At 67.3% G+C, this 14,706-nt stretch carries 12 protein-coding genes; 3 read left to right on the top strand and 9 right to left on the bottom strand.

Annotation, left to right across the window (positions count from 1 at the left end; all coding sequences use genetic code 11):
* Positions 1-14 precede the first annotated feature (14 nt).
* The 5 genes from ACOGI7_RS14045 to ACOGI7_RS14065 form a co-directional block, all read right to left on the bottom strand.
* Positions 15-770, bottom strand: a complete 756-nt coding sequence (locus ACOGI7_RS14045; protein WP_419849380.1) for an ABC transporter ATP-binding protein — start codon at positions 768-770, stop codon at positions 15-17.
* Entirely contained in the window at positions 767-1,537 is a 771-nt protein-coding gene (locus ACOGI7_RS14050) for an ABC transporter ATP-binding protein (RefSeq protein ID WP_419849381.1), read from the bottom strand. Before ACOGI7_RS14050 ends, ACOGI7_RS14045 begins: the two co-directional genes overlap by 4 nt.
* Positions 1,534-3,588, bottom strand: coding sequence for an ABC transporter permease (locus ACOGI7_RS14055; RefSeq protein WP_419849382.1), 2,055 nt, complete (start codon positions 3,586-3,588; stop codon positions 1,534-1,536). The genes ACOGI7_RS14050 and ACOGI7_RS14055 overlap by 4 nt, the downstream gene beginning before the upstream one ends.
* A gap of 30 nt (positions 3,589-3,618) precedes the next feature.
* Positions 3,619-5,139 (bottom strand): ABC transporter substrate-binding protein, encoded by a 1,521-nt coding sequence (locus ACOGI7_RS14060; protein WP_419849383.1) that lies wholly within the window; start codon positions 5,137-5,139, stop codon positions 3,619-3,621.
* A 61-nt stretch (positions 5,140-5,200) separates the two neighbouring features.
* The gene (locus tag ACOGI7_RS14065; protein ID WP_419849384.1) at positions 5,201-6,028 is read right to left on the bottom strand and encodes an enoyl-CoA hydratase-related protein; all 828 of its coding nucleotides are present in this window, start codon (positions 6,026-6,028) and stop codon (positions 5,201-5,203) included.
* Between ACOGI7_RS14065 and ACOGI7_RS14070 the strand changes: the two genes are divergently transcribed.
* The 3 genes from ACOGI7_RS14070 (at position 6,027) to ACOGI7_RS14080 (ending at position 9,033) form a co-directional block, all read left to right on the top strand.
* Entirely contained in the window at positions 6,027-6,929 is a 903-nt protein-coding gene (locus tag ACOGI7_RS14070) for an alpha/beta fold hydrolase (RefSeq protein ID WP_419849385.1), read from the top strand. The two genes, ACOGI7_RS14065 and ACOGI7_RS14070, sit on opposite strands and share 2 nt — an antisense overlap.
* 14 nt (positions 6,930-6,943) lie before the next feature.
* A complete protein-coding gene (locus ACOGI7_RS14075; protein ID WP_419849386.1) occupies positions 6,944-7,369 on the top strand; it encodes a DUF1761 domain-containing protein in 426 nt (141 codons plus the stop codon).
* A 746-nt stretch (positions 7,370-8,115) separates the two neighbouring features.
* Positions 8,116-9,033, top strand: a complete 918-nt coding sequence (locus ACOGI7_RS14080; protein WP_419849387.1) for a nucleotidyl transferase AbiEii/AbiGii toxin family protein — start codon at positions 8,116-8,118, stop codon at positions 9,031-9,033.
* A 42-nt stretch (positions 9,034-9,075) separates the two neighbouring features.
* Here the strand turns inward: ACOGI7_RS14080 and ACOGI7_RS14085 are convergent, their stop codons facing one another.
* The 4 genes from ACOGI7_RS14085 to ACOGI7_RS14100 are packed head-to-tail and all read right to left on the bottom strand — an operon-like array spanning position 9,076 to position 14,690.
* Positions 9,076-10,317, bottom strand: a complete 1,242-nt coding sequence (locus tag ACOGI7_RS14085; protein WP_419849388.1) for a CaiB/BaiF CoA transferase family protein — start codon at positions 10,315-10,317, stop codon at positions 9,076-9,078.
* Positions 10,314-11,492, bottom strand: a complete 1,179-nt coding sequence (locus ACOGI7_RS14090) for a cytochrome P450 (RefSeq protein ID WP_419849389.1) — start codon at positions 11,490-11,492, stop codon at positions 10,314-10,316. Before ACOGI7_RS14090 ends, ACOGI7_RS14085 begins: the two co-directional genes overlap by 4 nt.
* The gene (locus ACOGI7_RS14095) at positions 11,492-11,692 is read right to left on the bottom strand and encodes a ferredoxin (RefSeq protein WP_419849390.1); all 201 of its coding nucleotides are present in this window, start codon (positions 11,690-11,692) and stop codon (positions 11,492-11,494) included. The genes ACOGI7_RS14090 and ACOGI7_RS14095 overlap by 1 nt, the downstream gene beginning before the upstream one ends.
* 46 nt (positions 11,693-11,738) lie before the next feature.
* Entirely contained in the window at positions 11,739-14,690 is a 2,952-nt protein-coding gene (locus ACOGI7_RS14100) for a PQQ-binding-like beta-propeller repeat protein (protein WP_419849391.1), read from the bottom strand.
* Between the last annotated feature and the right edge of the window lie 16 nt (positions 14,691-14,706).

The following is a 14,706-nucleotide window of genomic DNA, read 5'->3' on the forward strand; positions in this document are numbered from 1 at the left end:
GGTCCCAGTATTGACTATTGGCCGCCGGTGTCAAACAGGGCGGTGCCGATGGCCTCGGCGGCTTCTTCGGTGGGGCCTTGCCAGGCGATGGCGCCGTGGTCGAGGAGGACGGCCCGGTCGCACAGGGCCAGGGCGTGGCCCATGTGCTGCTCGACGATGAGCAGGGAGGTGCCGGCGTCGCGGATGCGGCCCAGCACGGCATAGACCTCGTCGGTGATCTTGGGGGCCAGCCCCAAAGAGAGCTCGTCGGCGATGAGCAGCCGGGGGGTCTCCACCAGCACTCGGGCCATGGCCAGCATGCGCTGTTCGCCGCCCGACAGGGTGCCGGCGATCTGGCGGCGGCGCTGGGCGATGGGGGGGAACAGCTCGAAGGCCTGGGCCAGGGCGTCGCGCACGCCGGAGCGGTCGTGGGTGCGGGAAAAGGCCAGGGTGAGGTTCTCCTCAACCGTGAAGTCGGAGAAGACCGCTCGGCCTTCGGGCACGTGGACGACTCCGGCTTTGGCATAGCGATGGGCCCGCACCTTGGTGAAGTCGTTGCCGTCTACCATCACCTCGCCCTCGGTGGGCCCCACCAGGCCGCTGGCCACCCGGGCCACGGTGGTCTTGCCCGCGCCGTTGCGGCCCAACAGGGCGACGGTCTCGCCCTCTCCCACCGACAGCGACACGTCGAACAAGGCCCGGAACGGCCCGTAGGCGGCGTTCACATGGCGCAGTTCCAGCACGGGGATGTCCAGCGGGGCGGGGGTGGCCACGGTGGCGGTGTCGGTCATGATGCGCCGGTCACAAAGTCGCCCAGGTAGGCGGCCCGCACGTCGTCGTCGCGCATCACCTCGGGGGTGGGGCCGTGGGTGATGAGCCGTCCGAAGTCGAGCACGTAGGTGCGCTGGGTGAACGAGGCCACCAGCTCCACGTCGTGCTCCACCAGCAGCACGCCGAATCCCTGGTCGGCCTGGATGCGGGCCAGGGTCTCGGCCAGGGCGGTGGTCTCGGCCCGGTCGAGGCCGGAGGAGGGCTCGTCGAGCAGCACCACCTGGGGCTGAGTCATGAGCGCCCGGGCCACCTCCACCAGCCGGCTCTGGCCCAGGCTGAGGGCCTCGATGGGCTCATCGCCCATCCCGCCCAGCCCGAGGCTCTCCAACAGGGCATCGCAGCGCTCGATCTCGGCGGGCTTGGGCAGGCCCAGCCCGATCACGTCCTTCCACAGGGCACCGGTGCCGCTGCGGATGCGGTGGGCGAACAGCAGGTGGTCGCGCACTGACGACCCGCTGAACAGCTCCACCCGCTGAAAGGTGCGGCCGATGCCGAGGCGGGCCCGGCGGTAGACGGGCAGGCGGGTGATGTCGTGGCCGGCGAAGCTCACCGAGCCGGCCTCGGGGCGCAGCAGGCCCAGCAGGCAGTTGAACAGGGTGGTCTTGCCCGCGCCGTTGGGGCCGATCAGGCCGACCCGCTCCCCCGCGTCGAGCGCGATGTGCACGTCGTCGAGGGCGGTGATGCCCGCGAACCGCTTGGTGATGCCCTCGGCGGCCAGCAGGCTCACGGCTCGTCCCCCGTCTTGGCCGCGGCGCTGGCCTCTGGGCCGGCAGTGGCGGTGGCCACGGTCGGTTCACGGCGTCCGAAGGCGCGCTGCATCATGGCCTGCGAGCGGCGCTTGCCGTGCTCGAGCAGCCCCTCGGGATGGCGGGCGAAGGAGATGGCGGCGAAGCCGAACAGCACGTACCGCCACGCCCCGTGCAGGCCCAGCCAGCGGTCGAGCACCAGCTCGGGGAAGATCACGAAGGCCACGCCGGCCTGGATGCCCCCCTCGACGGTGCGGGTGCCGAGCACCACCACGATCACCAGCCAGAACAGCCCGGTCTGGGGGTCGAAGTTGGCCTCGTAGCTGACCTGCTTCTCCTCCATGGCCAACAGTCCCCCGCCGATGGCGGCGATGGCGGCCGACACCGAGAACACGATGACCCGCGACCGCCACGAGATGACCCCGATGGACTCGGCCGCGGTCTCCGAGCCCCGCAGGGCGCGCAGGGCCATGCCGGTGCTGGACTCGCGGATGAGGATCACCATCACCCCCACCAGTACCAGAAGGGCGATGCACAGGATGAGGAAGTTCTTGTTGCTGGAGAAGTCGACGCCGAAGAACTCGGGCCGGGGCACGCCGCGGCCGTGGAACAAAGAGCCGCCCACCCAGCCGTACTTCACCAATACGTCGTGGAAGAACAGCGCGAAGGCCAAGGTGGCGATGGCCAACCAGATGCCGCCCAGGCGCATGACCGGAATGCTGAGCACTGCGCCCACCGCGGCGGCGATGGCCGCGCCGGCCAGCATGCCGACGATCACCGAGATGTCCCACCGCTGGGCGAATTGCATGGCCCCGAACGCGCCGATGGCCGCGAAGGTCACCTGGCACAGGGCGATCTGGCCGCCGAGGCCGGTGAACACCACGACGGACAGGAAGATGATGGAGAAGATCACCGAGTGGGTGATGCGGGAGATCCAGAAGTTGTTGGCGTAGCCGAAGGTCCAGACGGCCACCGCGGTGAAGAAGGCCAGGGCCATGACCCGGGTGTATATGGTCATGCCCCGGCTGCGGCTGGTGGCGGCCAGCGCGGGCGGGGGCGGGGACACCCCCAGCAGCGGGTCGGCGCCGGCGATCTGGCGGCGGATGGCGGGCCAGAACACGATGATGGCGAACAGCATCACGTAGGGCAGCGCCGAGCCCCGCAGCTCGTTCAAGATGACGTTGTCGCGGGGCAGATGGGTGCGCATCTCGGTGGTGATGATCCCCAGGATGAGGCCGCCGAACAGGGCGGCGGGCAGGTTGACCAATCGGCCCAGCGCGGCTGCGGCCAGCGCGGCGATCACAATCGGGAAGTAGCCCTGGGGCTCGAGCACCGTGCCCAGCGACGACGTGGTGGGCACCAGCAGCACGCCGGCCAGCCCGGCGAAAAAGCTGGACAGGATCCACGAGCCCGACGACACCCAGTCGGCATTGACCCCGTTGAGCTCGGTCATGCGGGGACTCTGGACCACCGCCCGGATGCGCAGACCCAAGCGGGTGTAGCGGAAGAGGGCGGCCAGGGCCAGGGCGGCGGCGATCACGATGACGAAGGCGGCGATCTCGTCGCGGGTGACGGGGTATCGGCCGAACAGCCGGTAGACGGTGGTGCCGTCGGGGATGATGCCCACCGCGCCGAAGGGCTGCTCGCGGTTGTAGTCGACGATGAGCTTGAACAGCTCGGGCATCGCCACCAGAAGGCCCAGTGAGATCACCAGCTTGGCCACCGCGGGGGCGGCGTGGACGTGGCGGAAGATCAGCCGCTCCAACAGCAGGCCCAGCACCGGAGCCACCAGGACCACGGCCACCAGCACCGCCGACCAGATGGGCCAGTCGCGTCGCACGTGGAGCTCGAAATAGGTGGCCGCGCTGATGAAGGCCTGGGCGCCGAAGGCAAGGTTGAACACGCCGGAGGTCTTGTAGGTGAGCACGAAGCTCATAGCCACCAAGGCGAACCCCGCGCCAATGGGCAGACCCTGGAAGAACGCCCGAATGGTCTCTTCCAGGACCCCGGCGGCGAGGACGCTGGCGGTCATCGTCGGCTCAGCCTCCGCTCAGCAGGACCTTCAGTTCACAAACGTGAAGGCCTCGGGATCGTGCCAGTCTGTCCGGGCGACCTCCCAGCACAGCCAGGGTTTGCCGGGCTCGCCGGTCCATTGCTCAAAGGCGCCGTCGACGATCTTGACGGCGTTGATGCAGCGGTACTCGTAGTCGGCGTCGGGGTTGGTGTTGGGCAGGGCGATCTGGCGGTTGAAGTCGATCGGGTTGGTGAGGCCGTCGTGGCTGTAGTCCTCGAAGGTGCGGATGGCCTCGACCAGGGAGTCCCGGTCGAACTCGGGGCCGGCGGCCAGCAAGCCCTCGTAGAGGAGGTGGGCGTTGAGCCAGCCGACGATGGTCTGCTCTTCGAGCTGGAGGTCTGCGGTGTACTCGAAGAACCGCTTTTGCAGATCGCTGTCGATCTCGGCCTCGAACGGCACGAACTGGACGAAGACCAGGTCGCCCTCGAACAGGTCGGCGTTGGCGGCCACGAACTCGTGGTTGTAGGTGTTGGGGTGGTACATGACCACCTGGTCGCGGTAGTCCTGCTTGACCAGCTCTTGGGCGATGGTGCGCATGCCGTTGAGGTCGAGGCACGTGAAGATGATGTCGACGCCCTTGTCCTTCATCTCCGACACCTGCGGGGCGATGCCGCCGGCCATGCCGAACTCGATGGAGGTGTCGAAGAACTCCACCGTCATCCCGCCGGCCTCGGCGCTGTAGTGCTCGATGGAGTCTCGGGTGCCCTCGGCGCAGACCTTGGAGTTCTCGCTGTTGCCGTAGCCGAAGATGCCCGCCTTGGTCGCCCCCACCTGAACGCCGACGTAGGGGAAAAGCTGGTGGATGCAGCCGATGCAGCTCGGCGCGATGTTGCCGAAGATGTAGCGCCGGTCGGCGAACTCGTTGTGGATGTTCCAGCCGAAGGTGGGCACTCCGGCGTCGTTGAGGGTGTCGGCCCCGAAGAACAGCAGGGTGGCCACGAAGGCGGCCAGCGAGTCGTCTTCTTCCACCATGGCCAGCGACTGGGGCAGGTTCATGAACAGCTGGTCGTCGCGCTTGTTGGCCAGCACCAGATCGCGTCCGTAGATGCCGCCGGTGTCGTTGATGAAGTTGAAGTAGGCCTCGATGCCGTCGTTGTAGGCCCCGATGTTGGTGCCCAGCGAGTTGTTGCTGATGGTGACGATGGAGGTGACCTTGATCGCGGAGTCGTTCACCCCGGGGACGCCTTCGATGGGAACGAAGGTGTGGCGGTGCTCGGGCTCTTTGGGCTCCTCGGGCTCCGGCTCAGCCTCGGGCTCGTCGTCGGATTCCTCGGGCGCGGGCGCGGGCTCGTCGTCAGGGGCCTCCTCGGGCGCGGGCGCGGGCTCGTCGTCGGGCGTTTCCTCGGCAGCGGGCGCGGGCTCGTCGTCGGGGGTTTCCTCGGCAGCGGGCGCCGCGGTGGGCGCGGGAGCACCGCCTTCGTCGTCGTTGCCAGCGTTGCCACAGGCTGTCGCCACCAAGGCCAGCACGGCCAGCACCGCAACCACGATTCTCCATAAACGGGCAGTCATGAAGGTCTCCCCCCTCATCGGTTGTGCCGACAATCTAACGAAGTCCCCTCTCCCGCGCAGGTCAGTGGCTGGTGCGGTAGTCGCCGAACTTGGAGTCGCGCTCAGAGAGGGTGGTGGTGAGGCCCTTCTTCTTGATGGAGCCTACGAAGTCGGCCATGGCCTGGGTGTGGGTGCCCAGCGCGCACAGCTCGGTGCCGGCCCGGATCCCGGCCCGCATGCCCATGTGCTCCATCTGGCGGTGTACCACCCGCTTGTTCATCTGGAGCAGCTCGGCGGGCACCTGAGCGATGCGCTCAGCGATTTCGAGCACGGCGTCGGCCAGCTCGTTTTCGGGGTAGCAGGCGTTGGCCCAGCCCCGCTCCACTGCTTCGACGCCGGTCACGTAGTCGCCGGTGAGCATCATCTCCATGGCCTTGCGCATGCCCAAGAACCAGGGGTGGAAGTGCATGTCGGGCACGCCGAAGCGCACGGCGGGATAGCCCATCTTGGCGTCTTCGGCCATGTAGACCAGGTCGCAGCCGGTGGCCAGCTCGCTGCCCCCGGCCAGGCAGTAGCCGTGGACCTGGGCGATGACCGGCTTGGCCAGGTCCCAGATGCTCATCCAGCCCTCGGTTACGTGGCGGGGCCACTGGCCCTCGCCGCCGGGGGTGTAGAAGGGCAGCTCATAGCCCTCGTTGCCCCCGCTCAGGTCGTAGCCGGCGGAGAACGACGGGCCAGCGCCGCAGACGATGCTCACCTTGACGTCGTCGTCTCGGTCGGCCTCTTCCAGTGCTTCGAGAACGGCCCCTCGCAACGGGTGGATGAGGCTGTTGCGCTTCTCGGGGCGGTTCATGGTGACGCGCCGCACATGGGGGCGGGGGTTGTCGATCAGGACGATGTTGTCGCTCATGGCCGCCAACCGTAACCTGCGGGCCGATGTGTGCTCTTACCGCAGCGGCCACAGTTCTTCGGCCATGAGCGGCCCGATGCTGATTGACTCGACCAAGGGCGCACGGGTGGCGCTGCACGATCTGGGGGGCGACGGGCCGACGGTGCTGTTCTGCCATGCCAACGGGTTCTGCGGACCGATGTGGGCGCCGGTGGCACGGGAGTTGGCGGCGGTGGCCCGGTGCTGGGCGCTGGACTTCCGAGGCCACGGCGACAGCGTGTCGGGCCCCGATGAGGACTACGACTGGAACGGCATGGCCGACGACGTGCTGGCTGCGGTGGCGGCGTTGGATCCCGCGCCCCGGCTGGCGGCGGGCCACTCGCTGGGCGGGGCGTCGATTCTGAAGGCCGAGCAGGCCCGGCCGGGGACCTTCGACCGGGCCTGGGTGTTCGAGCCGGTGACCATTCCGGGCCGGACTGTTCCCCGAGACGGCGTGAACATGCTGGCGGCCATCGCCCGGATGCGGCGGGCGGAGTTCGAGTCTCGCCAAGCGGCCTATGACCGCTACGCCTCCAAGCCGCCGCTGAGCCTGTTCGCCCCGGAGGCGCTTCGGGCCTATGTGGACCACGGGCTTCGAGATCTGCCCGACGGCACGGTTGAGCTGAAGTGCGCACCCGACACCGAGGCGACCATCTTCGAGAATCCCGACTTGGAGGGGTTTCCCCGGCTGGTGGAGGTGGCCACCGCGGTCACGGTGGCAGTGGGCACCGACACCGACCCGCCAGCCATGGCCGCCCCCCTGGTGGCCGAGGCTCTGCCCAATGCCACCCTGGTGCGCTACGACAACCTGACCCACTTCGGCCCCCTCCAAGACCCACCCCTCATCGCCACCGCCATCGCCGACGCCCTGTTCGAGAGCTGAGGCATGATGGAGGCATGGACAACATCGATTTCGGCGATCTGAACTATCTGGCGATCCTGGTCGCCGTGGTGTTCAACCAACTGCTCGGGGCCTTCTGGTACGGCACCTTCGCCAAACCGTGGATGGCCGAGACCGGGATGACCCAAGAGGACATCGAGGCCATGAAGGGCACACCCCGGCAGTGGTACCCATACGTCATCGCCATCGTGCTGGCCATTGTGTTCACCCTGGGGCTGGCGCTGTTGGTGCAGGGCATGGAGGCCGACAACGCAGGCGAGGGCCTCGGCCTGGGGGTTCTGGCCGCAGTGGGGTTCGTGGTCACCTCACACGGGGTGAACTACGCCTTCGAGGGCCGCAGCCTGAAGCTGCTGGCCATCAACTCCGGCTATCCGCTCATCTCCTACGCCGTGATCGGAATCGTGCTGGCGGTTTGGACCTGACAGCCAACTAGGCGTTCGAACCAGAAATCGTTTTGCTAACTAGCACCTACGCAAAATCCCCACTTGCATTTTGCTAGGAATTCATTACACTTTCCTAGCATGAAAGGGTCGGTAGCTGAGCAGATTGCAAGCCACGTAGCGAAAAGGCCAGCGCGGTCGTTCATCGAGGTGAGCAGTGTTGAGGGCTCGCGCAGTGCAGTCGAGTCGGCGTTTTCGCGTCTTGCCGCGTTAGGAGAGATCACTCGGGTCCGAAAAGGCATGTACTGGAAGGGCGTGAAGACGCCCTTCGGCATGTCGCCACCACGGGTTGAAGACGCAGCGATAGCCATCGGTGGACCAGGTTCTGGGCCAGCAGGAATAGCCGCGGCCCATTGGTTGGGTTTGACGTCACAAGTCCCTTCGATCTACTTGACAGCGGTGCCCAAACAGGCACCAGATGCCTGGGAAGGTGTGCGTTTCACGCAGCGCCCGTTCGAACGGCGAATGCGGGGTTTATCGCCATCCGAAGTCGCTGCAATAGAAGTGCTGCGGTCAGGCCCCAGCGTGGTTGAGACAAGATGGGAACGGCTAGCCGAGGTCATTGCTGAGTTGGCGTCAAACGGAGAAGTGCGGCCAACGGTCTTGGATGCCCAAATCAGTGAGGAACGGGATCGAAAGGCCCGTTACCGCTGGTCCGAACTGTGCCATTCCAATCCAGAACTTCTGGCTGCTGCATGAGTTGGTCACTGCGTGAGTCACCTGACGCGTTGGCTGCTGCTGCCGCCCAGGTGGCCAAGGCTACCGGGATACCGACGGCGCACATCGAAAAGGACTTCTGGGTGACTGAGGTCTTGCGCGGTGTCGCCCAGTGCACCTCCAACACCGGCATAACCGCACTGTTCAAAGGCGGTACAAGCCTGTCGAAGGCATACCACCTGATTCAGCGGTTCTCAGAAGACGTGGACATCATCGTGATCACTTCGAGTAGCAGCGCCAACAGCAACAACCGATGCCTGAAGTCGTTCGTGGCGGCGGCTGAGGAGGCAACAGGGATAACTGCGATCGTTGATCCCGAGACCGTTACAAGAGGAGTGAAGCGAACTGAACGCTTTGCCTACCCAACTGTGTCGCCGTCCGGCCGGATGCCACCGGAAGTGAAACTCGAACTCGGCACCAGAGGCGGCGCAATGCCCAGTTCTAGGATGCAAGTATGCAGCTTGCTTGCAGAGCATGGTCCGACAGCCCACCTCAACATGGGCTTTCCCGAAGCTGCTCCCATCCAGATTCACGTACTGGCGCCAGTGCGCACTTTGGTCGAAAAATTGATGATCGTTCACCACGCAGCATCTGAGGGTGACCCAGATGAGCAGAAGCGTCTAGCTCGGCACTACTACGACATCTGGTGCCTGCTCAACGATCAGGGCACGGTCGCTGCATTCGCTGAGTCACCAGCCGACACGCTCGCTCGAGAAGTTCGAGTCTTCACCAAAGAAGCGGAGCTCAAGACAACCCAAAGGCCAGAAGACGGATTCGCCACCTCGCCTGCGTTCGACCCCGCTTTCTGCGAGTCTGCAAGAACAGCGTTTGAACTTGAGGTCGTTGGTCAGCTGCTTTGGCCCGATGCGCGACGGCCCACGTTTGAAGAGTGCTGTGAAATAGTCCACAACAACGCTGCGGTTCTCTAGTAGGTCAGAAGACACAGTTCCCGTCAGCAAAAGCGGTATGCATTAGAGGATCGCGCCGGACTCCTTCATGGCGGCGATTTCTTCCCAGGGGATGCCGGCTTCTAGGAGGAGGGTCTCGGTGTGCTCGCCGTGCTCGGGGGCTCGATCGACTTGGACGGGTTGCTCGTTGAACATGGCGGGGTTGGCTACGAGCTGGACCTCTTGGCCGGTGCCGGTGGTCATAGCGGGGAGGTAGCCGTTGGCGACGACCTGGGGGTCTTCGTAGAGCTCGTTGAGCGTTTGAAACGGGACCCACACGCCTTTGAAGTCGGCCAAGGCCTCTTTCCAATAGGCCAGGGGCTGGGATTCGAACACCTCGTCGAGGATGGCGATGCAGGCCTCGTTGTTCTCGGCTCGGGCGGCCATGTCGACGAATCGGGGGTCGGTGACCAGCTCGGGGCGGCCGATGCACTCGCAGAGCTGGGCCCAGTGCTTGTCGGCCTGGAGCAGGATGAAGCTGAGGTAGCGGTCGTCGGAGGTGCGATAGGCGTTGACCACGGGATTGACCATCTTGGTGCGGTCGCCGGCGGGGAGCCGGTCCATGCCGAAGAGCTTGGCCGCGATCACTAGGGGCGAGAGCTGCCACATGGCGGTGGCCAGAAGCGACACGTCGATTACCGACGGCTCGCCGGTGGCGGTCCGCTGGTAGAGGGCCGCCGCGATGGCGCCGGCAGTGGCCATGCCGCCCATGACGTCGCCGAAGGCGGGGGCGGGCTGGCTCATGGGCCAGCCGTCGGGGCGGGCGGGCAGGGTGGCGCCCATGCCGCCCCGGGCCCAGAAAGAGGCCCCGTCGTAGCCGCCCTTCTCGGCGTCGGGGCCGTGGGGGCCCTGGCCCGATCCCCGGGCGATGATGATCTGAGGGTTGCGCTCGCGCAGATCCTCGGTGTCGATGCGGAGCTTGCGGCGCACCGGGGGCATGTAGTTGGTGAGAAACACATCGGCGGTCTCCACCAGCTTGAGCAGCATCTCTCGGCCGTCGGGGTGGGCCAGGTTCAAGCCGATGGAGCGCTTGCCCCGATTGGGCTGCTCGATCATGAAGTTGACCCCGCCGGCGCCGCCGGGGACGAGCCCGGAGGTGATGAGGCCCCGCTGAGGATCGCCGGTCACCGGGTGCTCCACCTTGATGACGTCGGCACCCCAGTCGACCAGCACCGAGCCGCCGGAGGGGATGAACATCCAGCTAGCCACCTCGACCACCCGGATGCCCTCAAGGGGGCGGCTGGGCGGGGCGGTTTCGTCGCTCACCAGACCAGTTCCAGGTTGTCGATCTGGCGGATGCCCTGGCTGAACTCCAGCTCGATGCCGTCGGCCAGGCGGTAGTGGGGCACCCGGGCGTGCCACTCCTCAAGGGCCACCCGCAGCTCCATGCGAGCCAGGTGCGAGCCCAGGCACCGGTGGACGCCGGCGCCGAAGGCGATGTGCTTCTTGGACTCCCGATCGAAGTCGACATCGTCGGGATCGGGCCAAGACCGCTCGTCGGTGTTGGCCGAGCCGATCAACAGGTGGATACGGGTACCGGCCGAGATGGGGCAGCCGTTGACCTCGGTGTCCACCGCGGTGATGCGGGCTGAGCTGGCCACCGGGCTCTCGTAGCGCAGCATCTCCTCCACCGCGTGGGGGATCATCTCGGGCTCGTCCACCAGGCGCTGGCGGTGGTCGGGATTCTGGGCCAGAAACGCCACCATGCACTCCAGCGAGGCCGACACAGTGTCGAGCCCGGCCAAGAAGAACAGGTAGCCGATGTCCACCACGTCGTCGCGGCTGAGGGGCTGGCCGTCGACCTCGGCGTCGAGGATGGTGGACAGGAAGTCGTCTTGGCGCTCGGCCATGCGAGCGTCCACCACTTCTTCGAGGGCGGCGTAGATCTTCTGGCCGGTGGCCCTCACCTTCTCCCGGCGCTCTTCCATGGAGCGGGCCGGGGGGCGGATGATGCCGTCTTTGAGGGCGAGGAACTCATCCACCCGGCTCACCGGCAGGCCCAGCAGCTCCAAGAAGATGGTGGAGGGCAGGGGCTCGGCGATGGACTGGTGGAAATTGCAATGGCCTTGATCGGCCACCTTGTTTATGAGTTCGCGGATTAGCTCCCGCACCCGGGGCTCGTGCTTGGCCATCTGCTTGGGGGCGAACAGCGGGTCGAGCGCCTTGCGGTGCTTGCGGTGGTGGGGCGGGTCGATCTGGAGGGGCACCAGGGGGCGGGTGTTGCCGATTTCGACGGCGTCGGGGTCGGAGGAGAACACCTCGGGGGTCTGGAAGGCCCGCATCACGTCTTCGTGGCGGCTCAGGGTGATGGCTCCGGATTGGCTTCGCCCACCCAGTTCGGTGACCGGGGCGTTGTCGCGCAGCTCCCGATAGGTGTCGTGGGGGTTGCGGGCGACCTCGGGGGGTTCCAGCGAGTACTTCTTGGTGTCGGCGTCGGTCATCAGGTCTCCTCGGTCAGGATGATGGCGTCTTCGGGGCAGTTCATGGATGCTCGGCGGGCCTGGTCGGCCAACTCAGCGGGCACGGCCCGCTCGTCGGTGGGCTGGGCGTAGCCGTCGTCGTCGGCATCGAACAGGTCGGAGGCCAGCATGTAGCAGCGCCCGTGGCCCTGGCAGAGCTCGGTGTCCACTCGGATACGCATCAGCGGGCATCGTAGGCCAAGCGGCCGGTGCGGCTCACGGCGGGGTTCACGGGAGGGGCAGGACGCCGAGGCCGTCGGGGAAGGAGAGGCCGTAGTCGAGGGTCTCGGGGGGCAGGGGCTGGTTGTCTTCGTCGAAGCGGATGCGGCGCACGGTGCCCTGTTGGGAGGCGGGTCCGATGCCCGAGTCGTTGAAGACCAGGGCCAGGTCGGCGTAGTAGAGGGTGCCGTCGAGGCCCACGGCGATGCCCAGCGGCGATCCGGTGCTCATGGGCTCGAGGGCCAGCGTCTCGCCTTCGGGCGGGGCCAGCACGGTGCGGACATAGTTGCCGTTGCCGTCGTACTGGTTGATGAAGCCGCCGAGCGTGTCGGACACGTACCACCCGCCGCGGCCGTCGGCGGCGACGCCGGTGGTGAGGCTGAGGCCGTTGCCGACGCCGATGAACAGCTCGACGGCAACCGCCTCGGGGTCGCACTCCTCAGCGGTGCGGGGCAGGTTGGAGTAGCGCTGCACTCCGATGGTGGGCGGGCGGGCCGATGCCACCAGCACGTCGTCGCCGTGGGCGGCCAGCTGCTGGGCGGTGGCGATGTCGTCGGCCACCACGCACCGGGCGCCGTCGTACGGGGGGAACCACACGGTGAGCTGGCCGGTGCCGGGGCCGGAGGCCTGGTTGCCCACGTCGGTGGTGAGCAGGCGACCGTCGGGCAGGAATGCGCAGCCGTAGGGCTCGGGCTGGCTGTCGGCGCTCTCAAAGTCGGGGGTGAGCTTGCCCACCTGGGTGGCGGTGAGGTTGCCGAGGGTGTCGCCCTCGAGTTGGAAGATGCCGAACCCGGCGGGGACCTCGGGCTGGCCGGTGTCCTCGCCGGCGATGAACCGGCCGTCGCCGGTGAAGCACACCTGGCCGTTGATATCGCGGCCGTCGGGATCCTCACGGGCGTTGGTGATGAGCCGCTGGGTGCCGCCATTGTCGCCGTACACCACCAGGTTGTTGCCCTGGGGGCTGAAAACCAGATAGGTGGGTGGGCTTAGGGGCTCGGTTTGCAGCGGCGGATTGAAGCCGATGCTGGCCACCAGGCGGTCGAAGCCGTCGGCGGGGCCGGGGATGGTGGTGGTGTCGTTGAGGGCGAGGAGGCTGATGCGGTTGTAGGAGGCACCGGGGCGGGGCACGGTGCGGGCGACGCAGCCGCCGTCTTCTTCGAGCACGCACAGGTAGCCGCCCGAGGGGCGGTCGTCGCGCTCGGAAACCAGTACGCCGAAGGCCGACGCCCCCACTTCGGCGGCCGCGCTCCCCTCCCGGAGCCAGGCGGCGGGGTCGCCCAGGCCGCTGGAGGTGACGGTGAGCTCGAAGGGGTCGGTTTGGATCGACAGGGTGAGTTGGGGGTCGGTGCCGGGCGGCGGGGTCTTGAAGTCGAAGCCCACGTCGCAAGGGGCGTCGATGCAGCGGCCCGACGCCCCCACCAGGCGGACTTGGCCCGCTTCGGGCTCGGGCTCTTGTTCGGGGGCGGTCTGGGCGGCGGCCTCCACATCGGGGGCCACGGTGTAGCGGAACACGCCGGAGGTCTCCGACGGACCAGCCGATCCCGGCTCGCGGAAGCCGGCCACGGCCCACATGTCGTCGCCCACGATGGCCACTCCCCCGGAGATGAGACCGGTGAGCTCGTCGGACCAAAGCACTTCGCCGTTGTCGAGGCGCAGGGCTCGCAGGGTGAAATCGAGCGAGCCCACAAACACCACCCCGTTCACCTCGGTGGTGGGCGAGTAAGTAGGGCCGACGGCGTGCTGCTGCCAGACGATGTCGCCGGTGGCGGCGTCGAAGGCGTGCATGCAGGGGCAATCGGCCACGCCAGTGCCGCCCGCGATGATCCCCTCGGCGTAGGCGGCTGGGCCGATGAATCCGCCGCTGGAGAAGTTGGGGCGGATCACGTTGTCGGCGGTAGCCCGGGTACTCCACACCAATTCGCCGGTATCGCGGTTCACCACATAGAACACGGCGTCTTTGTTGCCCAGCCCGACTAGATCTTGGCCGTCGGCGGTGAACAGCACTGGCACCCCGGCGAAGTCGGAGTCGTCGTTGTTGGGGGGATGGGGCTGGAAGCTCCAGGCGGGATCGCCGGTGTCGATGTCCACCGCGAAGAGGGCCTCGGTGTAAGGGCCCCAACCGTCGGGGGAGGTGGGGCAGTTTGCGCTGCCGGCAAACATGAGGCGGCGCTCGAGGTCGACCGAGGGCGATCCCCACACTCCCCCGCAGCCCCGATGGTCGCCGCCCTCGAGGTCGAAGTGCCAGAGCAACTCGCCGGTGGCCAGGCTGACGGCCACCACCCCGGCGGGGAAGGGGGCGTTGTGGGTGTCGAAGGTGGCGATGACGCGGTCTTCCACCACGATGGGGGTGGTCTCCAGCTCGGTGGGCCAGCCGGGCTCGCCCAGGGCGTGGGTCCAGATCACGGTGCCGTCGGCGGCGTTGAGGGCGTGGATGGTGCGCCCGGCGTTGAACACCACCGCGGGGGTGCCGTTGATAACGGTGTAGGAGGCCGACGAGGTGATCTGCCCGGCGTAGACGTTGTCGTGGTACTCGGCGTCGAAGTGCCAGAGCTCGGCGCCGTCGGCGGCATCGAGGGCGTAGAACCGCCCGGCCCAGTCGCCCACATACAGCACGCCATCCACCACCACCGGGGCGGCGGTGACCACGTCGCTGGTGTTGAAGTACCAGATGCGGCGCAGGTCGCCGGCCGTGTCGGGGTTGATGCCGCTGTCGCAGGGGTAGGAGAAGGTGCGGCTTATGCCGTGGCCCCACATTGGCCAGTCGCAGGTGGGGCCGGCGGGAGCGGGGGCGGTGGGCTGAGCGGGGGCGGCAGGCGTCGGTGCTGGCTCGGTGGGCTGGGCGGTAGCGGCCGGGGTCGCGGTAGGGGCAGGGGTCGCGGGCTGGTCGTCGTCTCCTCCACAGGCGATCGCGATGAGGGCGAGGGCCAGGCAGAGGACGGTGAGGCTCGGTAGCCGGCTCATAGTGGGACGATGCTAA

Origin of the sequence: Candidatus Poriferisocius sp. (assembly GCF_965204145.1) — a bacterium.
Taxonomy (GTDB): Bacteria; Actinomycetota; Acidimicrobiia; order Acidimicrobiales; family Bin134; genus Poriferisocius.